Origin of the sequence: Actinomyces oris (assembly GCF_001937665.1) — a bacterium.
GTDB classification, from domain to species: Bacteria; Actinomycetota; Actinomycetes; order Actinomycetales; family Actinomycetaceae; genus Actinomyces; species Actinomyces stomatis.
Genome location: NZ_MSKL01000012.1, coordinates 1 through 25,312 on the forward strand (window position 1 = coordinate 1; position 25,312 = coordinate 25,312).

At 70.3% G+C, this 25,312-nt stretch carries 21 protein-coding genes; 14 read left to right on the plus strand and 7 right to left on the minus strand.

The window, feature by feature from the left end:
* Positions 1 to 174: 174 nt before the first annotated feature.
* Both BKH28_RS05585 and BKH28_RS05590 read left to right on the plus strand, forming a co-directional pair.
* Positions 175 to 492 (plus strand): DUF4235 domain-containing protein, encoded by a 318-nt coding sequence (locus BKH28_RS05585; RefSeq protein WP_075417871.1) that lies wholly within the window; start codon positions 175 to 177, stop codon positions 490 to 492.
* Between the two features lie 376 nt (positions 493 to 868).
* Positions 869 to 3,460: a (Fe-S)-binding protein gene (locus BKH28_RS05590; RefSeq protein ID WP_075417872.1), complete on the plus strand. Its 2,592-nt coding sequence runs from the start codon at positions 869 to 871 to the stop codon at positions 3,458 to 3,460.
* A gap of 75 nt (positions 3,461 to 3,535) precedes the next feature.
* Here BKH28_RS05590 and BKH28_RS05595 read toward each other — a convergent pair whose 3' ends face one another.
* Entirely contained in the window at positions 3,536 to 5,047 is a 1,512-nt protein-coding gene (locus BKH28_RS05595) for a replication-associated recombination protein A (protein WP_075417959.1), read from the minus strand.
* Between the two features lie 163 nt (positions 5,048 to 5,210).
* On the opposite strand from BKH28_RS05595, the gene BKH28_RS05600 reads away from it, so the two are divergent.
* The 3 genes from BKH28_RS05600 (at position 5,211) to pulA (ending at position 9,878) form a co-directional block, all read left to right on the plus strand.
* The gene (locus BKH28_RS05600; protein ID WP_075417873.1) at positions 5,211 to 6,203 is read left to right on the plus strand and encodes an SPFH domain-containing protein; all 993 of its coding nucleotides are present in this window, start codon (positions 5,211 to 5,213) and stop codon (positions 6,201 to 6,203) included.
* Between the two features lie 3 nt (positions 6,204 to 6,206).
* Positions 6,207 to 6,476 (plus strand): hypothetical protein, encoded by a 270-nt coding sequence (locus BKH28_RS05605; RefSeq protein WP_075417874.1) that lies wholly within the window; start codon positions 6,207 to 6,209, stop codon positions 6,474 to 6,476.
* A 477-nt stretch (positions 6,477 to 6,953) separates the two neighbouring features.
* Complete coding sequence (gene pulA, locus BKH28_RS05610; protein WP_075417875.1) at positions 6,954 to 9,878, plus strand: pullulanase-type alpha-1,6-glucosidase; 2,925 nt, start codon at positions 6,954 to 6,956, stop codon at positions 9,876 to 9,878.
* A gap of 10 nt (positions 9,879 to 9,888) precedes the next feature.
* Here pulA and BKH28_RS05615 read toward each other — a convergent pair whose 3' ends face one another.
* Both BKH28_RS05615 and BKH28_RS05620 read right to left on the minus strand, forming a co-directional pair.
* Entirely contained in the window at positions 9,889 to 10,623 is a 735-nt protein-coding gene (locus BKH28_RS05615; RefSeq protein WP_075417876.1) for a response regulator, read from the minus strand.
* Positions 10,624 to 10,750: 127 nt separating this feature from the next.
* Positions 10,751 to 12,337: a sensor histidine kinase gene (locus tag BKH28_RS05620; RefSeq protein ID WP_178388834.1), complete on the minus strand. Its 1,587-nt coding sequence runs from the start codon at positions 12,335 to 12,337 to the stop codon at positions 10,751 to 10,753.
* 144 nt (positions 12,338 to 12,481) lie between these two features.
* Between BKH28_RS05620 and BKH28_RS05625 the strand changes: the two genes are divergently transcribed.
* Complete coding sequence (locus BKH28_RS05625) at positions 12,482 to 13,606, plus strand: ABC transporter ATP-binding protein (protein ID WP_075417877.1); 1,125 nt, start codon at positions 12,482 to 12,484, stop codon at positions 13,604 to 13,606.
* Positions 13,607 to 13,658: 52 nt separating this feature from the next.
* Here the strand turns inward: BKH28_RS05625 and BKH28_RS13795 are convergent, their stop codons facing one another.
* The gene (locus tag BKH28_RS13795) at positions 13,659 to 13,823 is read right to left on the minus strand and encodes a hypothetical protein (protein ID WP_256695509.1); all 165 of its coding nucleotides are present in this window, start codon (positions 13,821 to 13,823) and stop codon (positions 13,659 to 13,661) included.
* Between the two features lie 25 nt (positions 13,824 to 13,848).
* On the opposite strand from BKH28_RS13795, the gene BKH28_RS05630 reads away from it, so the two are divergent.
* Positions 13,849 to 14,466, plus strand: coding sequence for an ABC transporter permease (locus tag BKH28_RS05630; protein WP_256695510.1), 618 nt, complete (start codon positions 13,849 to 13,851; stop codon positions 14,464 to 14,466).
* A gap of 5 nt (positions 14,467 to 14,471) precedes the next feature.
* Complete coding sequence (locus BKH28_RS05635) at positions 14,472 to 15,275, plus strand: ABC transporter permease (protein ID WP_075417878.1); 804 nt, start codon at positions 14,472 to 14,474, stop codon at positions 15,273 to 15,275.
* Positions 15,276 to 15,304: 29 nt separating this feature from the next.
* Here BKH28_RS05635 and BKH28_RS05640 read toward each other — a convergent pair whose 3' ends face one another.
* The 3 genes from BKH28_RS05640 to BKH28_RS05650 form a co-directional block, all read right to left on the minus strand.
* On the minus strand, positions 15,305 to 16,309 hold the full coding sequence (locus BKH28_RS05640) for an alpha/beta hydrolase (RefSeq protein ID WP_081380059.1): 1,005 nt from the start codon (positions 16,307 to 16,309) through the stop codon (positions 15,305 to 15,307).
* Between the two features lie 208 nt (positions 16,310 to 16,517).
* The gene (locus BKH28_RS05645) at positions 16,518 to 16,919 is read right to left on the minus strand and encodes a winged helix-turn-helix domain-containing protein (RefSeq protein ID WP_075417963.1); all 402 of its coding nucleotides are present in this window, start codon (positions 16,917 to 16,919) and stop codon (positions 16,518 to 16,520) included.
* Between the two features lie 10 nt (positions 16,920 to 16,929).
* Positions 16,930 to 17,574: a hypothetical protein gene (locus BKH28_RS05650; protein WP_075417879.1), complete on the minus strand. Its 645-nt coding sequence runs from the start codon at positions 17,572 to 17,574 to the stop codon at positions 16,930 to 16,932.
* A gap of 159 nt (positions 17,575 to 17,733) precedes the next feature.
* Here BKH28_RS05650 and BKH28_RS05655 point away from each other — a divergent pair, with 159 nt between their 5' ends.
* From BKH28_RS05655 to BKH28_RS05680, 6 genes are all read left to right on the plus strand, one after another.
* Positions 17,734 to 20,679, plus strand: coding sequence for a lysylphosphatidylglycerol synthase transmembrane domain-containing protein (locus BKH28_RS05655; protein ID WP_075417880.1), 2,946 nt, complete (start codon positions 17,734 to 17,736; stop codon positions 20,677 to 20,679).
* 42 nt (positions 20,680 to 20,721) lie between these two features.
* A complete protein-coding gene (locus BKH28_RS05660; RefSeq protein WP_075417881.1) occupies positions 20,722 to 22,005 on the plus strand; it encodes a sensor histidine kinase in 1,284 nt (427 codons plus the stop codon).
* Complete coding sequence (locus BKH28_RS05665; protein WP_075417882.1) at positions 22,002 to 22,724, plus strand: response regulator; 723 nt, start codon at positions 22,002 to 22,004, stop codon at positions 22,722 to 22,724. The genes BKH28_RS05660 and BKH28_RS05665 overlap by 4 nt, the downstream gene beginning before the upstream one ends.
* A gap of 137 nt (positions 22,725 to 22,861) precedes the next feature.
* A complete protein-coding gene (locus tag BKH28_RS05670; protein ID WP_075417883.1) occupies positions 22,862 to 23,770 on the plus strand; it encodes an ABC transporter ATP-binding protein in 909 nt (302 codons plus the stop codon).
* Entirely contained in the window at positions 23,767 to 24,534 is a 768-nt protein-coding gene (locus BKH28_RS05675; protein ID WP_081380060.1) for an ABC transporter permease, read from the plus strand. Before BKH28_RS05670 ends, BKH28_RS05675 begins: the two co-directional genes overlap by 4 nt.
* 1 nt (position 24,535) lies before the next feature.
* Positions 24,536 to 25,282, plus strand: a complete 747-nt coding sequence (locus tag BKH28_RS05680; RefSeq protein ID WP_075417884.1) for an ABC transporter permease — start codon at positions 24,536 to 24,538, stop codon at positions 25,280 to 25,282.
* Positions 25,283 to 25,312: the final 30 nt, after the last annotated feature.

Below are 25,312 nucleotides of genomic sequence, written 5' to 3' on the forward strand. Positions count from 1 at the left end.
AGTACACCTAAGGTACGACCACGCAGGCCCGCAGTCGGCGCCACGCGGGCGGACACTGGCTGCGCCGTCGGCCCGGGTGCGGCATGATCGGGACGGAACGGGCCGACTCCGCCGGCCCACCACCAGTACGCAGGCACCCACGACGCCGCCCGACCGGGGCGCAAGGAGGACTCAATGAGCGCACAGGACCCCGTCGAGATCGACCAGACCACCGACTTCATGTGGAAGGCGACCGCGGCCGTGGCCACGCTCGCCTCCGGGTTCGTGGCCGAGAAGGTCGTGGCGCTCGGCTGGCGGGCGATCTCCGGCCGGCCCGCCCCGCGTGAGGAGGACCAGCTCCTCAACTACAAGCTGGCCGAGATCATCACCTTCGCCATCATCTCCGGGGCCACCGTCACCCTGGTGCGTGAGCTCGGGCTGCGCCAGGCCGCCAAGTGGTACAGCGCCCGCCGCCCCGACTCCCCCTACGCGATGCGCGCCATCAGCGCCTGAGGACTCCATCCGTGCCGGCCCCATCGCGGGGCCGGCACTTTTTGGTGGCTACGTGTCACGATTGGCGACTTTTCCCGCCGGCACACCGTTCGCAAAGACCCTCCGCACACTCGGCGCCACGGCGTCTGCGCAGGTCAGAGCTAGTCTCCGGGGATCCAGCCGGGCTCGGGGCCGCCGGCCGCGCCTCGAAAAGTCGCCAATCGTGACACTTTTTCCTCTGCCGCGCTTCAGCCGCCTCTTCCAGCTCCCCGCCGACCCACAGGTAGGCTGAAGGGAAGCGCCAACGGTGTGCCGCGCAGGCGACCCTCCGGGGCGCCACCGGCCATCTCCCAGCGCTTCCGCCTTTGCCTTCGGAGACCTGAGGAAGCCCGCCCCGATGAGTGCCGTGCAGATCGTCTGTGTCGTCATCGTCGTCATCGCCACGACGATCGGTATCGCAGTTTTCGCACGCGCCTGTTTCACTATTGGCGCCCGCATGGCTGTGGGCCGCGCGACCGCGCCGGAGCGTCTGCGCCCGGTCGGCCGGCGCCTGGCGCTCACGCTGGGTGCGCTCGTGGGCCACACCGCCTTCAAGGGCCGCCCCTTCATCAAGGCCGCCCACTGGCTGGTCATGGTCTCCTTCCCGCTGCTGTTCCTCACGCTCGTGGCCGGCTACGGGCAGGTGCTGGGCGGGGCCGACTTCGCGCTGCCGCTCATCGGGCACGCCGCCTGGTGGGCCTGGGTCGTCGAGATCATCGGCTGGCTGTCCGCTTTCGGGATCGTGGGGCTGACGATCCTGCGCTGGCACCTGACTCGGGCCGGCCGGGCCGCCCCGCCCTACGCCCCGGACTCCGACGGCGGCAAACGTCCACGCACCTCGCGCTTCGCCGGCTCGTCGTCGGCCCAGGCAAAGTTCGTCGAGGCCACGATCATCGGCGTGGTCGCCTGCGTGCTGGCGCTGCGGATGCTGGAGCACGCCCATCTGGCCGCCTCCCCCGACCCGGCCGAGCGGGCTCTGGCCTCCTGGACGCACTTCCCGCTGACGGCCTGGACCGGCGGCCTGCTCAGCCCCCTGGGCACCGGTGCCCTGGGCAACGCGATCCTCGTCGTCGCCACCATCAAGGTGGTGCTGTCGATGACCTGGTTCGTCGTCGTGGGCCTGCAGCCCTCGATGGGCGTGGCCTGGCACCGGTTCCTGGCGATCCTCAACGTCTACGCGCGCCGCGAGGTGGACGGCTCCAAGGCCCTGGGCCCGCTTCAGCCGCTCATGGTCGGCGACGAGCCCCTGACCGAGGCCACCATGGACGCACTGGAGGAGGCCATGGAGGCCGCCGACTCCGGCGAGGGCCCCGAGGTGCGTCTGGGCGTGGGCCGCATCGAGGACTTCACCTGGAAGGGCCTGCTGGACTTCTCCACCTGCACCGAGTGCGGCCGCTGCCAGGACCTGTGCCCGGCGTGGAACACCGGCAAGCCCCTGTCCCCCAAGCTGTTCGTCATGGCGCTGCGCGACCACCACGCAGCGGCCGCCCCCTACCTGCGGGCCGCGAGCGCCCTGGGGGTCGAGCCCGACGACGTCACCGAGGAGATGGTGGCCTCCCGCCCCACCTCCGGCGGGCTGGTCGGCAAGGCGCTGGGCATGCACGACGGCCTGGCGCGTGAGACGAACCTGGGCCTGGAGCCGGGCACCGCCCACACCGGCGACGTGCTCGGCGCGCTGCTGGCCGCCAAGGCCGCCCCCACCGAGACGGGCGTGGCCACGCGGCCGGCCCCCCTGGCCGGCGAGGTCATCCCCGCCGACGTCCTGTGGGCCTGCACCACCTGCGGGGCCTGCGTGGACCAGTGCCCAGTGGACATCGAGCACGTCGACCACGTCGTCGACGTGCGCCGCCAGCAGGTGCTCATGGAGTCGGCCTTCCCCAAGGAGCTCGGCGGCATGTTCCGCAAGATGGAGTCCAAGGGGAACCCGTGGGGCCTGCCGGCGCGCAAGCGCATGGACTGGGCCAAGAACCTGGACTTCGAGGTGCCGGTCATCGGCGACGACGTCGAGAGCACCGCGGACATCGACTACCTGTTCTGGGTCGGCTGCGCCGGCGCCTACGAGGACCGGGCCAAGAAGACGACGCGGGCCGTGGCCGAGCTGCTGCACACCGCGGGGGTGAGCTTCGCGGTGCTCGGCGACGCCGAGACCTGCACCGGCGACCCGGCCCGGCGCGCCGGCAACGAGATCCTCTACCAGATGCTCGCCGCGCAGAACGTGGAGACGTTGAACGAGGCCGGGGCGCAGAGGATCGTGGTGACCTGCGCGCACTGCTTCAACACGATCTCGCGGGAGTACCCGCAGATCGGGGGCCGCTACGAGGTCCTCCACTACACCCAGCTGCTCAACCGGCTCGTGCGCGAGGGCCGGTTGCGCCCCCTGCCGCCACAGGCCGCGGACGGTTCGACGGCGCCCGACAACCCATCCGTCTCCGCATCCCCGGCCACGTCGACGCCCGCCTCGGAGGCGGCCGAAGACTCACCGGCCGCCGATACTCCTGCGGAGAGCACAGAGAGCGCAGCGCCTCAGAGCGAGACCCCGGCAGAGTCGTCGAACCGGGAGGCGCCCGGCAAGGCGGCGGGCGAGCCGGTGATCCCAACGATCACCTACCACGATGCCTGCTACCTGGGCCGCCACAACCAGGTCTACTCTCCGCCGCGCGAGCTGCTGGAGGCGACCGGCGCGACCACGGTGGAGATGCCACGCAGCCGCGAGCGGGGCTTCTGCTGCGGGGGCGGCGGGGCGCGCGCCTTCATGGAGGAGACGATCGGGACGCGCATCGCCGTGGAACGATCGCGCGAGGCCATCGGCACCGGCGCGCAGGTCATCGCCACCGCCTGCCCCTTCTGCACCACGATGCTCTCCGACGGCGTCGCCTCCGAGGGCGCGGACGTGCGGGTCACCGATGTCGCCACCCTCATGCTGGAGGCCGTGCGCCGCGGCGAGGAGTAGCGGCTCCGCTCCATCCCACCCCACCGTCTCACGCTGCCGTCCCACCCCGCCGAGCCGGGGCTCGGCGTCGAGAGGTCAGCGCTTGCGCGCCCGCAGTCCCTCCCAGTACTCCAGCCGCTCACGGATGCGGCGCTCGTGGCCGTTGGCGGTGGGCTCGTAGAGGGCCTGGCGCTCGACGCCGTCGGGCAGGTAGTCCGCGCCGGAGAATCCGTCGGCCGTGTCCGGGTCGTACTCGTAGCCCTCGCCGTAGCCGAGCTCCTTCATGAGCCGGGTGGGAGCGTTGAGGATGTGGGCCGGCGGCATGAGCGAACCAGTCTCGCGCGCCAGGCGCGCCGCCCGGCCGTAACCGCGGTAGACGGCGATCGACTTGGGCGCGGTGGCCAGGTAGACGACCGCCTGGGCGACGGCGAGCTCCCCCTCGGGTGAGCCCAGGCGCTCGTAGGCGTCCCAGGCCGCCAGCGTCATCTGGAGCGCGGCCGGGTCGGCCATGCCGACGTCCTCGCTGGCGAATCGCACCAGCCGACGCACCACGTAGAGCGGGTCCTCGCCCCCGCCCAGCATCCGCGCCAACCAGTACAGGGCGGCGTCCGGGTCGGAGCCGCGCATCGACTTGTGCAGGGCGGAGATGAGGTTGTAGTGCTCCTCGCGGGACTTGTCGTACAAGGGCACCCGGGAGGCGACCACAGCGCGCAGCCCCTCGACGTCGAGCAGCTCCGGGCCGCCCGGCTCGGGTCCTCCCGCCTCGAGGCCGCCCCGCCCGGCGCCGCTGCCCGAACCGGACCCGCTCTCACCGCCGGCACCGTCTGACTCGCCACTGCTCGACCGGTCGCCACCCACCCCTGACGACCTGCCCGGCCTCGGTCCTGCCGGACCCCGGAGAGCCGCGTCCTGGGCGGCGAGGACCTGCTCGACCATGCCCAGCAGGTAGCGGCCGTCGCCGTCGGCCATGGACAGCAGGGCGGTGCGGGACTCCTCGGTCAGAGCGAGGCTGCGGCCCGTCAGGGACTCGGCGCGCGCCAGCAGCTCGGCCAGGGCGGCCTCGTCCAGGCGACGCAGGACCATGACCTGGCAGCGCGACAGGAGGGCGCCGTTGAGCTCGAAGCTCGGGTTCTCGGTGGTCGCGCCGACCAGAACGACCGTCCCGTCCTCAACGTAAGGCAGGAAGGAGTCCTGCTGGGCCCGGTTGAAGCGGTGGATCTCGTCGACGAACAGGAGCGTTCCCTGCCCGATCTCGCGGCGGCGGGCCGCGGCAGCGAAGACCTTGCGCAGGTCGGCCACCCCGGAGAAGGTCGCCGAGACCTGCTCGAAGACCAGGCCGGTGCGGTCGGCCAGGAGTCGGGCAATCGTCGTCTTGCCGCAGCCCGGCGGGCCCCACAGGACGATCGAGGACAGACGGCCGGAGGCCACCATGCGACCCAACGGGGCCTCCGGGGCGAGCAGCTGGTCCTGGCCGACGACGTCGTCGAGCGCCCGCGGGCGCAGTCGGTCGGCCAGCGGGCGGGACGGGTCGTCGACGAGGCCGGAGCCGTCGGGGCCGGCGGCGTCGAACAGTGAGGGCGAGTCCGGTTCGGACGCGTAACGAGCCATGCCCCGAGCGTAGGACCTGGCGGTGACATCAGTACCGGCACCCACCTGTCCGACTCCTCCGACCCGCACCACCCCGCTCGGTCCACCAGCAACATCGCACGAACAGCGCCGCTTGCACCTCCGCAAAAAATAGATATCATTTTGCTACCCCAAGGAGGTTCTTATGCCCACACCCTCGTCTCACGCCACCGACTCCCCCGCCCCTGTTGACGCGCCCGACCAGCCCGTCAACGCTCCCGAGCACGCCTCCAGCCGCGTCGACATCACGGAGAAGCCGGCCCTGGCCGCGGGCTCCGGCCCCGCCTTCCTCGCCCTGCTCCTCATCCTGGCGCTCACCGCCGGATCGATCACCCTCCTCATCGTCGGCGGCGTCGCCGCCGACGCGGGCGAGCCGGGAGCCGTGCTACGCATCGCCGCCGGGAGCGTCGGGTTCCTCATCGCCCTTCCGCTGTTCAGCAGCTTCACCGTCGTGGTGCCCGGGGAGACCAGCGTCCGTCAGTTCCTCGGCCGCTACATTGGCACCGTGCGTCACACGGGCCTCGTGCTCGTCCCGCCGCTGACCGCCGGCAGAAAGGTCTCCATCAAGGTCCACAACTTCGAGACTCATGAGCTCAAGGTCAACGACCTGGACGGCAATCCCGTCAACATCGCCGCCATCGTCGTGTGGCAGGTGGCCGACACCGCCCGCGCCGTCTTCGCCGTCGAGGCCTACGAGGAGTTCATCAAGGCGCAGGCCGAGTCCGCGCTGCGCCACGTGGCCACCACCCACCCCTACGACGAGCCCGGCCCGGGCGAGACCTCGCTGCGCGGCGGCACGGATCTCGTCTCCGCCGAGCTGGCGGCCGAGGTCGCGGCCCGGGTGGCACTGGCGGGCCTGGAGATCGTCGAGGTGCGCATCTCCTCACTGGCCTACGCCCCCGAGATCGCCCAGGCGATGCTTCAGCGCCAGCAGGCCGGCGCCGTCATCGCAGCCCGCGAGCAGATCGTCGAGGGCGCCGTGTCCATGGTCGACCAGGCCCTCAAGCGCCTCGAGGCCGACGACATCGTCACCATGGATGACGAACGCCGTGCCCAGATGGTCTCCAACCTCCTGGTGGTGCTCTGCTCCGACCAGCGCACCCAGCCCGTCGTCAACACCGGCTCCCTCTACGCCTGAGCCGTGTCCGGCAGAGAGCGCAAGCAGGTCCTGCTCCGGCTGGATCCCGCCGTCCACGCGGCCATCGCCAAGTGGGCGGCGGACGACCTGCGTTCGGTCAACGCCCAGATCGAGGTCCTGCTGCGCCGCGCGCTCGACGACGCCGGACGCGGCGTCAAGGCCGCCCCCATGCGTGGGCGGGGCCGACCGCGCAAGGACGGCGGGGAGGATGGCAGCAAGATCCGCACCGCCGAGCCGTCCGACAGCCTCGGTCCCGCTGCGAGCAGCGAGTAGACGAGACGGCCACCGCAGCCGGGACTCGACAGTCCGACCCGGTCTGCCCCACAGTCTGGGCGAGCCGGGCCAGTCGTATACGACCGGAACTGCGCACAGCGGACGTGGGATGTCCAAATCTGCAGCAAAGGAGCCCGCGCCCCAAGCGGGCCGCCGACAGAACCGCGGAATCATGCGGTTCTATATCGGCACGCAGAGGTCGAGAACAGCCTTTGTCACCGATTTGGACACGAAGGCGGCCCACAGCGCCTGAGGCGGCGACAAAGACGTCCACCTGCCAGGCTCAAGGCGCCCGGTCCGACGTCCACAGGCGGGGCAGGACAATTCCACCATCGGGCTGACAGGGCCCCACCGCCCAGGGGAGACTACGAGGTGAGCGGTCCCACCGCCGATCCCCGCACCACGGGGCCGCACGCGACACGACCGGCAGGACCGGCGGCGTCCCACCACGGCGCCTCCACTCGGGAGGACACCACCATGACCTTCACCTACACGCTCACCTGCACACTCGACACCACCGCGGCCCTCCCACCCGTGGCCGGCAGCGAGGAGCAGCGCGCCTACTGGGTCACCCCCACCACCTTGGCGTGGCCGCTGTCGTTGCTGCCCAGGGGGATGGACCGCGAGGTCGTCGTCACCGACGCCGGTGACCCCCTCCCGGACTCCGGCCTCGCCATGCGTCTCATCACGGCGCCCGACGGCGGCGCCGCGGCCATCCACGGCCGGATCCTGGGCGCGGACGGTATGCCCGCCCCGACGGTCACGCCCCTGCGTATCGTCGGGAACCTGCCCGGCGACGTCCTGGCCGCGCACCCCCACCTGGAGGGCTATATCGCCCTGAGTGCGACCGACGCCGCCGGCACGCCCCTGCTCGACGACGACGCCGTCACCTCCGCCCTGACCGGCCAGGTCGCGATCGCCCAGTACGTCGGGGTCCCGGACCCCTCCGAGACCGCCGACGTCAGTGGCGCCCACCTCGACGCCTTCACCGGGGTGCAGACCGCCATCCTCCTGGATCACCTCTACGCCGAGACCGCCACCCGCGCCGAGCTGGGCGTCACCTTCGCGGACGGCTGCCCCTCCTTCGCCCTGTGGGCACCCACCGCTCAGGCCGTGACCCTCCTGACCTGGGAGACCGGCGACCCGTTGGGCTCGGTGCCCGAGGTTCCCGGCCCGCCGAGACGCACTCCGGCGGTCCGCTCGGGTGACGGTCGCTGGGTCGTCGCCAACCGTCCTGACTCCCCTGCCGCCTCCGCCGCGAGCACCCCCGGCCACGAGGCCGGGACGAGCCGGCCCGGCGCCCCCATCACCGCCGGCTGCCAGTACCTGTGGGAGGTGCGGGTCTACGTGCCCTCCACTCGGCGCGTGGAGACCAACATCGTCACCGACCCCTACTCGACGGCGCTGACGACGGACTCGACCCGCTCGGTCGCCGTCGACCTGGCCGACCCGCATCTGGCCCCCGAGCGGTGGGCCGCCACCCGGGCGCCGGCGGTCCGCAACGACTCGGCCCGCAGCATCTACGAGCTCCACCTGCGGGACTTCTCCGCCGCCGACGAGACCGTCCCGCCCGAGCTGCGCGGCACCTACCGGGCCTTCACAGTGGCCGACTCCGCGGGCGTGCGCCACCTGGCCGAGCTGGCCCGGGCCGGTATGAACACGATCCACCTGCTGCCCACCTTCGACATCGCCACCATCCCCGAGCACCGCGGCTCACAGCGCTCCCCGAACATCCCCGACGGCGCTCACCCGGCCTCGACCGACCAGCAGGCGGCCATCGCGGAGGTGGCCGACGACGACGCCTACAACTGGGGCTACGACCCGCTCCACTGGGGCGCACCGGAGGGCTCCTACGCGACCGAGGACCACCAGGACGGCGGGGCGCGCGTCGTCGAGTTCCGCGAGATGGTAGGGGCCCTGCACGGCCTGGGCCTCCAGGTGGTCCTCGACCAGGTCTACAACCACACGGCGGCCTGCGGGCAGGACCCGCGCAGCGTCCTGGATCGGGTGGTGCCGGGCTACTACCACCGGCTCGACGCCGTCGGGCGGGTGACGAGCTCGACCTGCTGCGCCAACACGGCCACGGAGAACGCCCTGTGCGCGCGCCTCATGGTCGACTCGGTGGTGCGCTGGGCGCGCTGGTACCGGGTCGACGGCTTCCGCTTCGACCTCATGGGCCACCACCCGCGCGCCGTCATGGAGCGTGTGCGGGCTGCCCTGGACGAGCTGACGCTGGAGGCAGACGGCGTCGACGGCCGCTCCATCTACCTGTACGGGGAGGGCTGGAACTTCGGGGAGGTCGCGGGCAATGCCCTGTTCGTGCAGGCCACCCAGGGTCAGCTCGACGGCACCGGGATCGGCGCCTTCAACGACCGCCTGCGCGACGCGGTCCACGGCGGGGGCGCCTTCGACTCCGACCACCGCGTCTTCCAGGGCTTCGGCACCGGTCTGCTCACTCAGCCCAGCGGCCTGGACCACCGCAGCTGGAACGAGCAGTCGGCGGACCTGGCGCACCGCACGGACCTGGTGCGCTTAGGGCTGGCGGGCAATCTCAAGGACTACGTCATGACGATCTCGGACGGGTCGGTGCGCCGCGGGATCGACCTCATCCACAACGGGGCGCCGGCGGCCTTCGCCTCCCACCCCCAGGAGAACGTCAACTACGTCGACGCCCACGACAACGAGACGCTCTACGACCTGCTGGCCTACAAGCTGCCTCAGGGCATGCCGGTGGCCGAGCGGGTGCGGATGAACACGGTGTGCCTGGCCACGGTGGCGCTGGCGCAGTCGCCGGCCTTCTGGAGCGCGGGCACTGAGCTGCTGCGCAGCAAGTCCCTGGACCGGGACTCCTACAACTCCGGGGACTGGTTCAATGCCATCGACTTCACGGGCCAGTCCAATGGTTTCGGGCGGGGCCTGCCGCCGGCCAGCCGTAATGAGGGCTCCTGGGGCATCCAGGGGCCGCTGCTGCAGGACGACTGGCTGCGGCCCTCGCCCGAGGAGATCGCGGCGGCCCGTTCCCAGGCCCTGGACCTGCTGCGGCTGCGCGCCTCGACGCCACTGTTCAGCCTGGGGTCCGCCCGCCTCATCCAGGACAAGCTGAGCTTCCCGGGGGCGGGCTTCGGGGCGCCGGCGGGGGTGATCGTCATGCTCATCGACGACACCCGGGGTGGGAGCGACGTGGACCCCGAGCTCGACGCCGTCCTGACTGTCTTCAACGCCTCGGGGCAGACGCTCACTCAGCCGCTGCCCGAGCTGGCGGGCCGGAACTTCCGCCTCTCCCCCATCCAGGCCGAGGGGGCCGATGAGGTGGTGCGCCGCACCGGCTTCGACCGCGCCAGCGGAACGATCTCGGTTCCCGCGCGCACCGTGGCCGTCCTGGTGCAGCGGCAAGCGGCCTGAGTGCTCGCCTTCAGGCCCGGCCCAGGACGTCGTCGAGGTCGACGACGCCGCCGCGCAGGGCCAGCAGCACGAGCTGGACCCGGTCGCGGCAGCCGGTCTTGGACAGCAGGTGGCTCACATGGGTCTTGACCGTGGGCATGGACAGCCACTCCCGGTCGCAGATCTCCTGATTGGTGAGCCCCAGGGCGATGAGTGTCAGGATCTCGCGCTCGCGCTGGGTGAGGGCTGCGACCTGCTGGGAGGCCTCGGCGGTCCGAACCGCCTCGACCGAGTCCTCGGAGGCGTGGCGCCCAGCACCGCCCCCGGGAAGAACGCCGCTGACCTGGCCGGTGCGCACGGCGGTGAGCAGCCGGCGAGTGGGCCCCGGGGAGATGACGGAGTCGCCGTCGTGAACGGTGCGGATCGCGGCGATGAGGTCCTGGGGCGGGGTGTTCTTGAGCAGGAAGCCGGCTGCACCGGCCTCGATGGCACCCATGACGTAGCCGTCGGTGTCGAAGGTGGTCAGGATGACGACCCGTCCGGTGGTGCCGCGGGCCATGAGCTTTCGAGTCGCGGCGAGTCCGTCCAGCCCGGGCATCTGGACATCGAGGAGGAGCACGTCGACGGGGTCGGCGGCGTTGCGCCTGAGGGCGTCGTTGCCGTCGACGGCGCGCCAGACGACCTCCATATCCGGCTGCGCCCCCAGCAGCATGGCCAGCCCCATGGTGAACAGCGGCTCATCATCGGCCAGACCCAGGCGGATCACAGGCACCTCTCCTTCTTGACGGCAACTCACCGGAAGTATCCGCCCTCCAGGGTCGGCTTGTGCGGTTTTGTACTGACGAAGTGCCGACGACACCCTGCGAGGTTCGCCATACGAGCGGAATCGGCTCTCACTGTGGAACACAGGGGAGCTCTGTCGTCACCCTCCATCCACCCTCAGCCGTGGGACCTGCGGTGAAGGTGCCTCCGAGCTGGGCGACCCGGTCGCGCATGCCGATGAGACCGAAGCCGCAGTGCCTCGTGCCCTCGGAGATGCTCACCGCAAGGCGAGGCATCGCGACCGACTCGTACGGCGCCTCCGCCGGCATGGCGTCCGTCTGCTCCTCGGTGTTCTGGCGATACAAACGGTCGTCAGTCCTCGGCGCAGGGTCCGCATCTCCTACCAGCGACTTCGGGACCTGGGCGTTCTCGACGACGAGGATGACGAGCCCCGCCTCGGTGCGCAGCGAGACTCTCGTGACCGCACCGGGAGCGTGGCGCAGCACGTTGGTCAGCGACTCCTGGACCACCCGGTGAAGGACCTGCGCTACCGCCGAGGGGATCCGGCCAGTCGGGTCGGCCTCCAGGGTGACGGGCAGTCCCGCCCGCTGCGCCTGACGCACCGGTTCGCGCAGAAGCTCCACGTGCTGGCCCGACGTCGCCTCTCCGGTTCCGGTGCCATCCTCGGCTCCGGCCTCAACAGTGCCGGAAGCCCCGCCGCCGGTACCACCGGAGGGACGGCCGGCAGCCCCGGAACCGCCCACACCGGCGGCACCGGTATCAGAGCCCCTACCAGCAGCGGAACCGGGCGCCGCGGCCGCATCGACATCGGCGGCATCGGCATCGGAACGCAGCATGTCGACCAGGGCATGCACCTCATCGACGGAGCGGCGGGAGGTCTCTCCGATGACAGCCAGGGCCTCGTCGGCAGCTGCCGGATCGGTGGCCAAGATGGCGCGGGCGCCCTCGGCCTGCATGGCGATGACGGTGAGACTGTGGCCGAGCAGGTCATGGACGTCGCGGGCGATGCGCTGCTGGGTCTCAATGACCGCGAGGCGCCGCTCGGCGGCCTGCTGAGCCTCGAGCACTGAGGCCCGCTCGAGGGCCCGGTTGTAACGGTCGCGGCTGCGGCGCCGCGCAGCGCCGACGAAGGCCGTCACCATCGTCACCAGCCAGATATTGACGACGACGACCATCCGCGCCTCACCCGCGTGGATGTAGCCACCGATGAGGTGGTACACGCGCGTTGTCGCCAGGCCCACGCCCACGAGCTCGAGGACGAGCGCCACCCATCGCCATGGCGCCTCCAGGCGGGACTGCGTCGTCTCCACCGCGATCAAGCCGGTCACGACGAAGAAGACGGAGAACTCCGTGAACAGCACCAGGTGCGCGCTCAGGCAGATGCCGGCCACCAGGACGAAGAGCAGCGGGGAGTGGCGCCGGACGACCAGAGCCAGGGCGCAAGCCCCCACCAGCAGGGAGTGGAACACCGGCCCCGCCCCCTCGATGAGCCATGGAGCCGAGTCGGGCCGGCTGATGCACAACAGGAAGAAGAAGGCCAGCGCGATGATGACGTCGGACGCCGTCGTCCACGGGGCCGAGCGCAGGTCGCGCCAGGCGGCTGAGATCGGACCCGCCGGGGGCACACGCCCGGCCGACGTCGGCGCTGGTGCCGCCGAGTCCGCCCGCGCCGCCTCGCGACCCAGCCGTTTTCTCATGCCTGAACCGTACCGTCGCGATCGCGAGCCCCAGAGGGCGCCGCTGGGATTTCATACCCGGGTATGAGCCTCGCCATGTCACCGGTTCCAGAAGCAGACCACGGGCTGATGATCGCCCGACCCGGTACGAGCAGCCTTGTTCCCATGACGACTTCGCATCGCATCCCACCAGCGCCTTCAGCGCCGCCTCAGCCAGCCCGGACCGCCCCTCCGGTTCCCCTCCCGCAGGCCGGCGGACCGGGCCCCGGAGCGGCGGCCTCCGACGCCGTCATCCTCACCCACGACCTCACCAAGACCTTCGACAAGCGCACTGTCGTTGAGGGACTCAACCTCGTGGTGCCGCGCGGGAGCGTCTATGGCTTCCTGGGCCCCAACGGCTCGGGCAAGTCGACCACGATGAAGATGCTGCTGGGACTCCTGGCGCCCACGCGCGGGCGGATCAGCGTGCTCGGGCGGCCCTTCAGCTCCGCCACACGCGCCGAGATCATGTCGCGCACCGGCTCCATGATCGAGAACCCACCCGGCTACGGCCATCTCACGGGCGCGGAGAACATGCGGATCGCGGCGAAGATGCAGGGACTGAGCGACCAGCAGGTCAGCCGCGCCCTGGCGCTCGTACGTCTGACCGAGCACAAGGACCGCCTGGTGCGCACCTACTCACTGGGCATGAAGCAGCGTCTCGGCATCGCGCTGGCGCTGGCCCGCCAGCCCGAGCTACTCATCCTCGATGAGCCCACCAACGGCCTGGACCCGGCCGGCATCGAGGAGGTACGCCGGCTGCTGGTCGAGCTCTCCGACGAGGGCGTCACCGTCATGGTCTCCAGCCACCTGCTCGACGAGATCGACCGCATGGCATCCACGCTCGGCATCCTGTCGGCCGGCCGCCTCGTCTTCCAGGGCACGCGCGCCGAGCTCATGGAACGCTCGGTGCCGGACGTGCTCGTCGTCACCCCGACGCCGCAGGCCGTCCTGAACCCTCAGGTCCTGGCCGGGCTGGTGCCGACGCAAGCACTCGCGGCGTTGACGGCGGCCGGTGCCCCCGACGCGTCCGCCTCACCCAACCCGACCGCCGTTCCCGTCACCGGTTCTGCCACAGGCCCGACGCTGACGCCACAGGGCGTGCGCATCCCGGGGATGTCGAAGGAGACGGTCGCCGAGCTCATCAACCGGCTGGTGAGCGCCGGCGTCGAACTGCACGAGGTGCGGCGCGAGGCCCAGAGCCTCGAGGACGTCTTCATGGACCTCACCGGTCGCGGAGGTGTGCTGTGACGACCAGCGCCGCACTCTCGTCAGCACCCGCCGTCGTTGCTCCGACGTCGTCTCACCACTCTCCGGGCTCCCAAAGCTCATCCGCACCTGGCTTCTTGACGGCCGTGGGTGTCGAGATCCTCAAGATGCGTCGGCTGCGCGCCCCTGCGATCACGATGCTGATCGTCAGCGCATCGGTGGCTTTGTGCAGCATGAACCTATTCGGCACGTCATTCACGGAGCTCTCCCATGACCCACATGCGATGCCGTGGGCAAGGCTGCTACTGACAACAGGCTTCTTCAACGCGATGGTCGGACCGATCCTCGTCTCAGTGCTCGCCAGTCGGCAGACGGATATCGAGCACACCGGCTCCGGCTGGAACCTGGCCGCCGCCTCCGGCCTGACACCGGGGACCCTGTGCCGGGCCAAGCTCGCGGCGCTGTCACTCCTCATCGTCCCAGCCGTGACGGTTCAGAGTCTGGGCATCATCATGCTCGCCCGTTTCAGAGGACTGTCGGTGGCGCTCGATGTCGGCCCCTGGGTCACGTACACGGCCCTCCTCATCTGCGTGGACCTGGCCATGTGCACCTACTTCCTGTGGCTCGCAGCCGTGGTGGAGAACCAGATGATCGTCATGAGCACCGGGCTACTCAGCGGCTTCATCGGAATCTTCACCCTGCTCGTACCACCTGAGATAGTCCAATGGACCCCCTGGGGGTACTACGCCCTCATCACTCCCGCCGCCATGAGCGCCACCGCGCACTCTCAGCCGGACGTCACCTACATTGACGTCCCGGCGGGGTGGATCGCCGGATTCCTCATCCTGACGGCCCTCATATTCACCGTTGTCACCCACCGGCTCAACAGGATCGAGAGGTAGCCCCCGTGAGCACTCCTGCACGTACCCCCGCCACGGCCCGCAGCGTGGGCAGCGGTGGCTTCCCGTCCCTGCTGGCCTCCGAGATCATCAAGCTCAAGCGCTCCTCGGTGTGGGTGGTGGCCGTCCTGCTGCCGCTGCTCGCAGTTATCACCGGCACCTTCAACTTCTACCGAAATCAGGCGGTCTTCTCCGCGGAATGGGGAGTTCTGACGTCCCAGATATCCTTGTTCTACTCGATGTTCTTCTGCTCGCTGGGTGTGGCCCTGCTGGCCTCCGCCGCCTGGCGGATGGAGCACCGGGGCACGAGCTGGAACGCCATGCGGACCTCCCCGCACTCCCCGGTATCCGTCGTCCTCGCCAAGACCCTGGTCATTCTGCTTCCGGTGCTGACCATGCAGGTGGCGTTCATCGTGCTGGCCTGGCTCTCAGGAGCATTCGTGATGGGTCTCGGTCTTGCAATGCCCGGCACCATCGTCGCCTCAAATCTTCTGGCAGTGGTCAGCATCATCCCGCTCATCGCCCTGCAGTCACTGCTGAGCATGCTCATGCGGTCCTTCGCCGCACCGGTGGCACTGGGATTCGTCGGCTGCATCATCGGATTCGGCCTGGGAGCGGCACAGAGCCCTCTGGCCTACGCCACTCCCCAAGGGCTTGTCAGCATGACGCTGTCTCTGGGATCGACAGCCATGACAGCCGGGGAACTGGACGCGACGAGCACGCTTCCTCTCCTGCTCTCCACCGTCGGCGTAGGCGCTGTCATGTGGGGTCTGCTGGTCCTCGTCGCCCGCCGAACCGGCGGCGTGCGCTAGCAGATCGGCCCAACGCACCCGCCCGGCTCTCACCCGGCTTTGGCGAAGTGGTTGAGCAGGGAGTCGATGTCCTGCTGCATGCGGCCCCAGCGCACGATGTGGGCACCGGTGTCCTCGTAGTGCTCGTAGCCGATCCCGGCGCCGGCGAGCGCCTTCCCGAAGCTCTGCTGGCTGGGCAGGACGACACTCTCGTACCGATCGCTCTCGGTGCCGGAGACCAGGAAGACGCGCTTGCCGCGGTAGCTCTCCACGTGCTCGACCGGGTTGTCGGCGCTCACCCGCGCCTGGTCCCACGGGATCCCGTAGATGGTGCCGCCCTTGAGGTCGGTGGCACCGGCGGTGAAGTTCGCCCAGTGGACCACGGCGCCGTCCTGGATGCGCAGGTCGGCCGGCCCCGAGTGGCTGGAGACCGACCCGAAGAGCTCGGGGTACTTCGCGCCGTACTTCAAGGCCCCGAAGCCGCCCATCGAGAAGCCGGAGACCGCGCGGCCGGAGGCCTGCGCAGTGGTGGCGAAGGTGGCATCGACCCAGGGGATGAGCTCCTTGATGTGGAAGGTCTCCCAGTTGCGCGGCCCCACGTTGGAGGACTCGGGGTCGGAGTACCAGCCTGCCGCCCCGCCGTCGGGCATGACGACGATGAGGTCGCGCCCCGCGGTGTGGTTGCGGATGTCGTACTTCGTGTCGAAGGTCGAGTAGTTCTCGCCGCCGCCGTGCAGCAGCAAGAGCACCGGGTAGCGGCGCGAGGTGTCGTAGCCTTCGGGCAGCAGCACATTGACGCGCGGCAGCAAGCCGACCGACGACGTGGCCAGCTTGTAGTACTGCATGCGGCCGTGGTCCTCGTGCTCGGCCACGGTGAGGGCGGCCTGCGCCGGGGCCGATCCGGCGACGACGGCGCCGCCCCCGATGAAGGAGGCGGCGGCGAGCCCGCCCACCCCCTTGAGCAGGGTCCGTCGGCTGAGCCGATGGGCGCAGACACGGCTGGGCTGGAGACGGGATGGCGAGTCGGTGGGCGTGGTCTGTGCACTGAGAGGCATGGTGTGTCCTTGGGTGGTCGACGGTGACGGGAATGGCGGGGCGGGCGGCCCGCCCCGGAGTCCGGTCGGCCGACGGACACCGGCCGACCTTTGCGACAGGGCCTCACGGCGGCACCCCCATCGGCACCCACCTATGAGACTTGATTCACACCATACGCTAACCGAACGGTTAATAAAACCCCTTTGTCGAGACCTACCCCCGAGGACCTCAGGCGTCGAGCAGGGCACGCAGATTGCGCACGTACCGCTCGAAGGCCACCCGCCCCTCAGGAGTCAGCGCCAGGTACGTGGCGGGACTGCGCCCGGAGTAGGTCTTGTTCTGCTGAACGTAGCCCGCCCCCTCCAGCTTGGACAGGTGAGTGGACAGGTTGCCGGCCGTCATGTCCAGCAGCTCGCGCAGCCGGGGGAAGTGCAGCTCGTCGCCGACGGGCACGGCGGCCAGGGTCGCCATGATCCGCAGGCGGGCCTGGGCGTGAATGACAGGGTCGATATCGACGGCGGAGACCGTGGAGGCAGCGGAGGCGCCAGCACCGGCCGGCCCTGCCGACTCCGCTGCCCCGCCGGAGTCCTCCACCCCTCCGGACCGTTGCGCCCGCACCACTCCGGTCATGTCACACACCTCACTTCGATCCTGTGGCGGCACCGACGACGGCGGCCACCAGCATGCCGCCCCCACCGGCCACGGACATGATCCACCAGGCCCAGGGCATCCCGACAATCGTGACCACCAGGGTGACCAGGAGGATCCAGCCGCCCAGGACCCCCATGACCGTCTCGTTCCACAGTGCGGCACTCATAAGGAAGATGACGCCGACGACGAGGCAGGGCACGGCGTTGGACACGACGCCGGAGACCTCATTGGCCTGACTCGTGTTGAGGGTGGCCAGGAAGGCATTCACTCGACTCAGGATGATGGCGCCCAGCGGCATCCCGAGAGCCCAGGCGAGGCCGTAGTAGGTGCCTTCGCGACTGCTCCGACCGCGGATACCGCGCGCCTTGGGGACGACGTAGGCGAAGGTGAACAGCAGGGCCACCGCGAGGCAGCCGCAGAAGAACAGGTACGGCGCCAGCGGCAGACCGTAGTCCGGCCTGCGGTAGAAGGCCAGGGCGGCGTAGCCGACCAGCCAGGCCAGCCCCCAGGCGGTCAGGAGCGGGGTCGCCTTGATCCCGTGCCGCTTGAGAAAGGCGCTCCGCTGGGCGTCGATGACAGCGAGGGCCTCGTCGGGCCCCGCCGGAACCTTCTGGTGCTCAGTGGCAGCACTCATGGTGGACCTCCTCGTGAACAGTGGTTTGCGTTTCAAACCAGTTCCAGGATAGCGGCTTCTAGTTTGCGTTGCAAACTACTTTGAAGGAGTCAGCCGTTGCCGAGCGGTTCCTTCCGACGTAGGAGGGTGTGCACAGGCTCGCCCCCTAGAATCGCCGCCATGACAGATGCCGCACCAGGCTCGCCCCCGCCGGCCGGCGACCTCGACCACGCCTCGACGCTCACCGAGCCGCCCAGCGCCGTCGCCCAGCAGGCATCTGCGGCATCCAACCCATCGGCAACCTCGGCACCATCAGCCGAGTCGGCCTCCACCTCCCCCGTCGGCATCCCCGTCATCGGGGTCGCCCCGATGGCCGAGCCCGCCGCGGTCTCCAGCCCCGCCACCCCCCGCTCGACGACGCTGCTGGTGGACACCACCGCGCACCGCCTGCGCCGCACCGAGGACCTGCTCGACCTGACCCTGACGCTCCTGGGCATCTTCGCCGTCCTCGTTCTGGCGATCTACGCCCGAGAGACCACCACCGGCGTCACCCAGGACGTCCAGAACGCCCTGGCGGTGGTGCTGCGCCGCATCCTCGTCTTCCCCCTGCAGACCATTGAGGGCCTGGCCACCTTCATCGTGCCGCTGGCGGTCCTGCTGGACCGGGTCCTGCGCCGCTCCTGGCACTCCTGCGGCCAGGCCGTCCTGTCGGGGATCGCCGGCTACTCGGTCGCCATCGCCGCGATGACCGGCCTCGTGGCCTGGGGTCCCACCGCCCTGGTCATGGGGCTGACGGTCACCGCCTCGGGCACCGCCCAGCTGGGCGTCTCCACGGTCTTCGCCTCCATGGCGGGCCTGCTCACGGGTGCCGGTGACCGCAACAGCTCCACCGTGATGCGCTCGGGCTGGGCGGCCCTGTGGGTGGTCCTCGGCATGGCCGTCCTGCGCGGCGCCCTGACCCTGCCGGGGGCGGTGCTGTCCCTGCTGCTGGGCCGCACCGTCGGCCTGCTGGTCCGTTACGTCTTCGGAGTGGAGGACCGCCGCGCCCACGGGGTCACGCTCGTGCGCGCCCTGCGTCGGGCCGGGATCGACGCCGTGCGCGTGGTCCGCATGGACCGCGCCCCCGAGGCGCGCGCCTGGGTCGTCACCACCGACGCCCCCCTGGGCTACACCGAGCAGGTCCGTGAGCAGGTGCGCGAGAACCCGCTGAACCCGGCCCCGCAGGAGCCGGCGAGCCTCGAGCGCCCCGCCGGGGACGTCTCCACCCCAGCCGACGAGCAGGTCACCGACGCGACCGCCGGATCGTCGAGCGGGGCGTCCGCCTCCCCCCTCGACCCCACGCCGTCGGACACGGCGGGGGCCGGGAGCACGGAGACGTCGGCGGACGCGAACACGATCAGGCCGGCCTCCGACGTCGACCTGGCCGCGGTTCTGGCCGAGGCCTCCAGCGACGCCCTGTCTCAGGAGCGGGCCTCGGTCCACCGGATGTACGCCGTGTGGGACTCGGCCGGCGAGCGCCGCAACGTCACCCTCCTCGACGCCGATCGGCAGGTGGCCGGGTTCCTCTCCAACATCTGGGACCAGATCCGCGTCAGGGGCCTGTCCCCCACCCGTGACCTGTCCCTGCGCCCGGCCGCCGAGCACGCCGCCCTCATGACGATGGAGGCTCGCCGCGCCCAGGTGCGCACCCCCGGCCTACTGGGCATGGCCGAGGCCGCCGAGTCCGTGCTGCTCGTGACCGACCACGTCGTCGGCGCCCGGTCCATCAGCGACCTGGGGGCCGAGGTCGACGACGACGTCCTGGACCAGCTGTGGAGCCAGCTCCAGCGCGCTCACGCCGCGGGGCTGGCGCACGGGAGCATCGACGCATCGAGCGTCGTCGTCGATGCGACCGGGAGGCTCTGGCTCCTGGACTGGGCCTCGGGCGAGACGATCTCCTCCGAACTCTCCCGCCGCGTGGACCTGGCTCAGGCGCTGGCGCTGACGGCGCTGGCGGTCGGTGCCGAGCGGGCCATCGACGCCGCCTCCCGCTCACTGACCATCGCGCAGCTGGCCTCGATCGCCCCCATGCTCCAGCGGGTGGTGCTGCCGCGCCAGACCCGCGAGGTCATGGGACGGCGCGGTGCCAGCCGGCAGGTGCTCCAGGATCTACGTGACGCCCTCGTGGCGCTCACCCCCACGGCCGACGCCGAGCCGGCCCGCCTCAACCGCTTCTCCACGCGTGTTGTTCTCATGGTGGTGGTTGGGCTGGTCGCGGTGTGGACATTGATGGCCGGGATGGACTTCCAGCAGGTCTCCGCCGCCGTCTCGCAGGCCAATATCTGGTGGATGCTGGCGGCCCTGGTCTTCTCCGTGGCGACCTACGTGGGCGCCGGGCTGACGCTGGTGGCCTTCAGCCCCGAGCGGCTCTCCCTGTGGCGCTCCACCGAGGTGCACCTGGCCAGCGCCGTCGTCTCGCTCGTGGCCCCGGCCGGTGTGGGCGGGGCGGCCATCAATCTGCGCTTCCTCAACCGCAAGGGGGTGCCCACTGCGGTCGGCGTGGCCACAGTGGCCCTGGTCCAGGTGGTCCAGTTCGTCGTCACCGTGGTGCTGCTCGTGGTGCTGGCGGCCATGACCGGCCAGTCCACGGGACTGACTCTGCCCTCGGGCTGGGTCCTGGTCGCCGCGGGCGCCATCGTCGTGGTGGCGGCGGTTGTTCTGACCATTCCCAAGGCGCGCACCTGGGCGTGGGCCAAGATCGAACCCACCTACCGCCAGGTGTGGCCGCGGCTCGTGTGGGTCATGTCCAACCCGGTGCGCCTGGTGCTGGGCGTGGGCGGTGCGCTCATGCTGACCCTGTCCTACATCCTGTCCTTCAGCGCGAGCCTGTGGGCCTTCGGCTACACGGTGCCCTTCGCGGTCCTGGCCATCACCTACCTGGCCTCCAACACGGTGGGCTCGATCGTGCCCTCCCCCGGTGGTATCGGGCCGGTCGAGCTCGCCCTGACCGCGGGGCTCGTCGCCGCCGGCGTCCCCTACGGGGTGGCGCTGTCCACGGCGATCGTCTACCGACTGGTGACCTTCTGGATCCCGATCCCAGTGGGCTGGCTCAGCCTCCAGCGCCTCCAGAAGGTCGGAGACCTGTAGACCCACCGACGGCAATGGGGGGCCAGCCCGTAGCCTGGGGACATGGAGCACAAGCCCGAGCCGTCGTCGAGCCCGGGGGAGGCTTCTGTGCTAAGGCCCCAGCAATGGCTGGAGCGTCACCGCCGCGCCGTCGACCTCACGGTGCTTGTCCTCATCCTGGGCTACAGCCAGCTCGTCCTGCCGGCCACCAGGGCGTCGACGGCGCATCTGTGGCTGCTGGAGGCAGTCAGTGCAGGACTCGGGCTGTGCTGGTTCCTGCGACGCCGCTCTCCCACAGTCGCCTTCGCAGTGGGGATTCTCCTCGCCTGGGCCCAGCTACCGATGGGCCCGGGATCCAGCGTCCTTCCCGCGGACCTCCTGCTGGCGCTGCTGGTTCACCACCTGGCGTCCGCCCGCCGATGGGCGGTTTCCCTTCCCTGCGCGGCACTCGTCAGCGCCTGGGTCGTCGGGGCCTTCATCCCTGTGATCCGCATGGGGTACAGCCGTCTGAGCCTGCCCGCACTCTGCGTCGTCGCCGTCCTGTGGGCCTGGACGGCAGGCGTCCTGAAGCGCACGCGCCGCGCCCACCTGGCCGCTCTGGCGCGCAACACCGAGTACCGGCTGCGTGAGTCCGAGCTGCGCCATAAGCAGGCCGAGCACCAGGAGCGTTCACGAATCGCTCGCGAGATCCACGACATCGTCTCCCACGGCTTGGGGGTCATGGTAGTCGTCGCCGACGGCGCGGCAGCGACGGCCGCCTCGGATCCGGACCGGGCGGCGGTGGCCATGCGCCGCGTCCGTGACACCGGGCGCGAGGCCTTGGGTGACATGCGCCGCATGCTGGCCGTCCTGCGAGGGGAGGACGAGGCTCCGCATGTCCCTCAACCCGGTGAGCAGGATCTGGCGGAGTTGGTGACCGAAGCCCGAGATACGGGTCTGCCGGTCCGTCTCGAGGTGCCGGACGCCCTGCACCTGCCGACAGGGATCGGCTTGACCGTCTACCGGATCGTCCAGGAGGGACTGGCCAACGCGCGTCGGCACGCCGGCACCGTCAGCAGCGTCGAGGTCCGTGTGCGCCGGGAGCCCGCGGGCGTCGTCGTCGAGGTACTCGACGACGGCGGAGGTCTGCCTACGCCGAGTGCCGTACCAGCGGTTCCCGGTCACGGCCTCCGTGGCATGCACGAGCGGGTCGCCTCCCACGGAGGCACCCTGGAGGCCGGGCCACGCGACGGCGGCGGCTTCCGCCTCCGAGCGGTGCTGCCGTGGAAGGAGCGGGCGGAGGCGAAGCTCCCAGAACCCCCGGCGCCTTCAGAGCCGGCACCGGAAAGCACAGAGGAGAACGCATGACTCTTCGACTCATCCTCGTCGACGACCAGGAGATGTACCGACTCGGTTTCCGCATGCTGCTGGAGACCCAGGAGGGCATCGAAGTCGTCGGAGAGGCGGAGGACGGACACGCCGCCGTCGATCTGATCGACCGAGTCGAGGCGGACATCGTCCTCATGGACGTGCGCATGCCTCGGATGAACGGGATTGACGCAACGCGCACCATCGTCCAGGGCGCTGCCAGCGGCCCTCGGGTAATCGTCCTGACCACCTTCGACCTCGATGAGTACGCCTATGAGGCGATCCGGGCGGGCGCCAGCGGCTTCCTCCTCAAGGACGCCTCCTTGGAGGAGCTCATGGCTGCGATCCACCATGTGCACGCCGGCGACGCGGTCATGGCTCCCTCCACCACCCGCAGACTCATCGAGCACTTCACCCTCCCGCCCCCGGTGATCGATGACGGTGATGACAGGGGTCGGGCCGTGGCACATCTGACCGCCCGCGAGCGCGAGGTTCTAGTGCTCGTTGCCCGCGGGCTGTCCAACGAGGCCATTGCCCGCGACCTGCGTGTCGCCGAGGGGACGGTGCGGGTCCACATCAGCCGGATCCTGGGCAAGCTGGGGCTGCGTGACCGGGCGCAGGCGGTCGTCCTGGCCTACGAGTCGGGCCTGGTCTCCCCACGTAAAGACACAGGCCGGGCGGATCGGGACTTGCAACGGGACGGGCGCGTGGAGCCGTAAGCACTGCGTCAGGAAAACGTCAAGCACGACGTCGGCATAACGTATGCACCGTAACTGCGCCCGTATGCACATTGCATAGTCGAGGCTGCTCCTCGCGGCGGAGGCGGGAAGCCGCACCGGCGGGGAGGCTCGAGGTCATGAATGACTTCGTACGCACGATCGATCTCTCCAAACGCTACGGACAGCGGACCGTCGTCGACCGCCTCAACCTGCGCGTACCGCAGGGCTCCGTCTACGGATTCCTCGGCCCCAACGGCGCGGGCAAGTCCACGACCATGAAGATGCTGCTGTCCCTGGTGGAGCCGAGCTCCGGCCAGGTGCTCATCGGCGGGCAACCGATGAACCGGAGCACTCGACGCCGGCACCTGGCCCACATCGGCTCGCTCATCGAGTCCCCGCCCGGTTACGGGCACCTCACCGGCGCCGAGAACATGAGGATCGTCCAGCGCCTGCTCGATCTTCCCAACCACTACGTCAAGGACGCGGTGGACACCGTGCGCCTGGGCGGGCAGATGGACAAGCGGGTCCGCGAGTACTCCCTGGGCATGAAGCAGCGCCTGGGTATCGCCATGGCGCTGGCACGCAGACCCTCGCTGCTCATCCTCGATGAGCCGACGAACGGTCTCGACCCCGCCGGTATCGAGGAGATTCGCCGGCTCCTGAGGTCGTTGGCGTCCGACGGCGTCACGGTCATCGTCTCCTCCCACCTGCTGGGCGAGATCGACCGTATCGCCACCGTACTGGGGATCGTCTCGCGAGGCGGGCTCCTCTTCCAGGGAACGCGCACCGAGCTCATGAGCGCCTCCGCGCCGGACACGCTCCTGGGCTGCTCGCATCCCCTTGCTGCTGCCCACCTCCTGTTCACTCGGGGTGCGGCGTCCACCTATGAGCACGGGCTCCTACGTGTCCCGGGTCTGAGCCAGCAAGCCACGGCCGATGTCGTCGCCCTCCTGGTCCGCGAGGGCATCGGGGTGCACGAGGTCCGCCAGGAGGAGCAGACCCTGGAGGACGTCTTCATGGCCCTCACCCGAGGAGGCGGGCTATGAGGACCGCCATGACGGTGCGCACCGTGCGCAACGAGTACGCCAAGATGCGCCACCTGCGGATCGGGCTCATCGCCGTGTTCCTCCTGCTGGGGGTTTGCGCGCTCACTGTTCTGTCGGCCTTGAGCTCGGGGCTGGTCGACCACCGGTTCGACGCCGACGGCGACGGGTGGCGGCTCCTCATGGCGAGTCTCCATGGCGCCGTCGGACTGACCTCACCGCTTCTCCTGGCCGTCATGGCGAGCCGTCAGGTGGAGGTGGAGCACTCGGGGCAGGGCTGGATGTCCTCGGCGACCGCGGGCACCACCCCGGGCCGGCTGTGCCGGGCAAAGCTCCTTGCCTTGGGGCTGCTCATCTCCCCCATCCCGGCGGCCTGGGGAGCGCTCGTGATGATCGTTGGCCGCGCCGTCGGACTGACGGCGCCGGTTCCGGTTCCCCGGCTGCTTGCACTGGTAGCGAGCCTGGCGGCCATCAACCTCGCCGTGCTGGGCGCGCAGCTGCTCGTCTCAGCGCGGGTGGAGAACCAGCTCGGGCCGCTGGCGCTGGGGCTGATCGGCATTCTCCTCAGCGTCTTCGCCCCGGTCATGCCGCTGTGGGCGCGGCACCTGAGCCCGTGGACCGCCTACGGGCTCATCGTCCCTGCGGATTTCGCCGGGACGGACCTGGTGGACCTCGATACGCACCTGGTCGGCCTCACGGTTCTGACCGGCGTCGGGGGCGCACTGTTTGCGCTGGTCACTACCCGTTTCGATCATCAGGGGGTGTGAGATGTCCTCCGTCATCATCGAGTTCCTCAAGCTGCGCCGCTCGGCGAGCTGGGGCGTGGTACTCGTGCTGCCGACGGTCTCGGTCCTTTGCGCGTGCGTGCTCGTGCGTCCTACGGACTGGCAGCTCCTGTGGGTGCGGTCCATCGGCTTCTACGGGATGGTGCTGCTCCCCGTATCCCTCGGTGTCCTGGCATCCCTCGTCTGGAGGGTTGAGCACCAGGGGTCCAACGGGCTGGCCCTCATGACCGGCCCCGTCCCCACATGGAGGACGGTGGCGGCCAAGGCCGCTGCTGCCTGGCTGCTCGCGACCGTCATGCAGCTCGTCCTGGTGATGGCGGCGGCCGCCGTCGGGGCAATCGTCCTCGGGCTGCCGGGCGTTCTGCCGTCACGGTACCTGGTGGCGGGGCTGCTGATCGCAGTCGCCTGCGCGCCCGTGTGCGCCGTCCAGTCGGTCCTGTCGGCCTTCACCCGGTCCTTCGCCGTGCCGGTGGCGATCGGGCTGGCGCTGACGGGAGCGGGAACGACGGCGCTGCTGGTGCACATTCCGGCGGCCTGGCTCCTACCGCACGCCCTGGTCACTCGCACGACGCAGATCGGCGCCACCAGCGATGGTGCTGCCCTTGTCTTCGCCGCCCAGGACCTCACCTGGACGAGTGCTGCTGTCACGGTCGCCACTGGCGCGGTTCTGAGCGCAGTCGTCGTGCTGGTCACCTCTGCGGTGCTCAACCGCGTCGACTCTCGGACCTGAGGGCGCTGCCTCCGCGCGGGCGGGCCGAGC

What these genes read in the sequence shown, in the direction of transcription:
- BKH28_RS05640 (WP_081380059.1), bottom strand. Translation starts at nt 16,309, where the DNA reads ATGCCTCTCAGTGCACAGACCACGCCCACCGACTCGCCATCCCGTCTC.
- BKH28_RS05625 (WP_075417877.1), top strand. Translation starts at nt 12,482, where the DNA reads ATGACGACTTCGCATCGCATCCCACCAGCGCCTTCAGCGCCGCCTCAG.
- BKH28_RS05590 (WP_075417872.1), top strand. Translation starts at nt 869, where the DNA reads ATGAGTGCCGTGCAGATCGTCTGTGTCGTCATCGTCGTCATCGCCACG.
- BKH28_RS05585 (WP_075417871.1), top strand. Translation starts at nt 175, where the DNA reads ATGAGCGCACAGGACCCCGTCGAGATCGACCAGACCACCGACTTCATG.
- BKH28_RS05655 (WP_075417880.1), top strand. Translation starts at nt 17,734, where the DNA reads ATGACAGATGCCGCACCAGGCTCGCCCCCGCCGGCCGGCGACCTCGAC.
- BKH28_RS05670 (WP_075417883.1), top strand. Translation starts at nt 22,862, where the DNA reads ATGAATGACTTCGTACGCACGATCGATCTCTCCAAACGCTACGGACAG.
- BKH28_RS05660 (WP_075417881.1), top strand. Translation starts at nt 20,722, where the DNA reads ATGGAGCACAAGCCCGAGCCGTCGTCGAGCCCGGGGGAGGCTTCTGTG.
- BKH28_RS05595 (WP_075417959.1), bottom strand. Translation starts at nt 5,047, where the DNA reads ATGGCTCGTTACGCGTCCGAACCGGACTCGCCCTCACTGTTCGACGCC.
- pulA (WP_075417875.1), top strand. Translation starts at nt 6,954, where the DNA reads ATGACCTTCACCTACACGCTCACCTGCACACTCGACACCACCGCGGCC.
- BKH28_RS05620 (WP_178388834.1), bottom strand. Translation starts at nt 12,337, where the DNA reads ATGAGAAAACGGCTGGGTCGCGAGGCGGCGCGGGCGGACTCGGCGGCA.
- BKH28_RS05650 (WP_075417879.1), bottom strand. Translation starts at nt 17,574, where the DNA reads ATGAGTGCTGCCACTGAGCACCAGAAGGTTCCGGCGGGGCCCGACGAG.
- BKH28_RS05680 (WP_075417884.1), top strand. Translation starts at nt 24,536, where the DNA reads ATGTCCTCCGTCATCATCGAGTTCCTCAAGCTGCGCCGCTCGGCGAGC.
- BKH28_RS05600 (WP_075417873.1), top strand. Translation starts at nt 5,211, where the DNA reads ATGCCCACACCCTCGTCTCACGCCACCGACTCCCCCGCCCCTGTTGAC.
- BKH28_RS05675 (WP_081380060.1), top strand. Translation starts at nt 23,767, where the DNA reads ATGAGGACCGCCATGACGGTGCGCACCGTGCGCAACGAGTACGCCAAG.
- BKH28_RS05665 (WP_075417882.1), top strand. Translation starts at nt 22,002, where the DNA reads ATGACTCTTCGACTCATCCTCGTCGACGACCAGGAGATGTACCGACTC.
- BKH28_RS05645 (WP_075417963.1), bottom strand. Translation starts at nt 16,919, where the DNA reads ATGACCGGAGTGGTGCGGGCGCAACGGTCCGGAGGGGTGGAGGACTCC.
- BKH28_RS05630 (WP_256695510.1), top strand. Translation starts at nt 13,849, where the DNA reads ATGCCGTGGGCAAGGCTGCTACTGACAACAGGCTTCTTCAACGCGATG.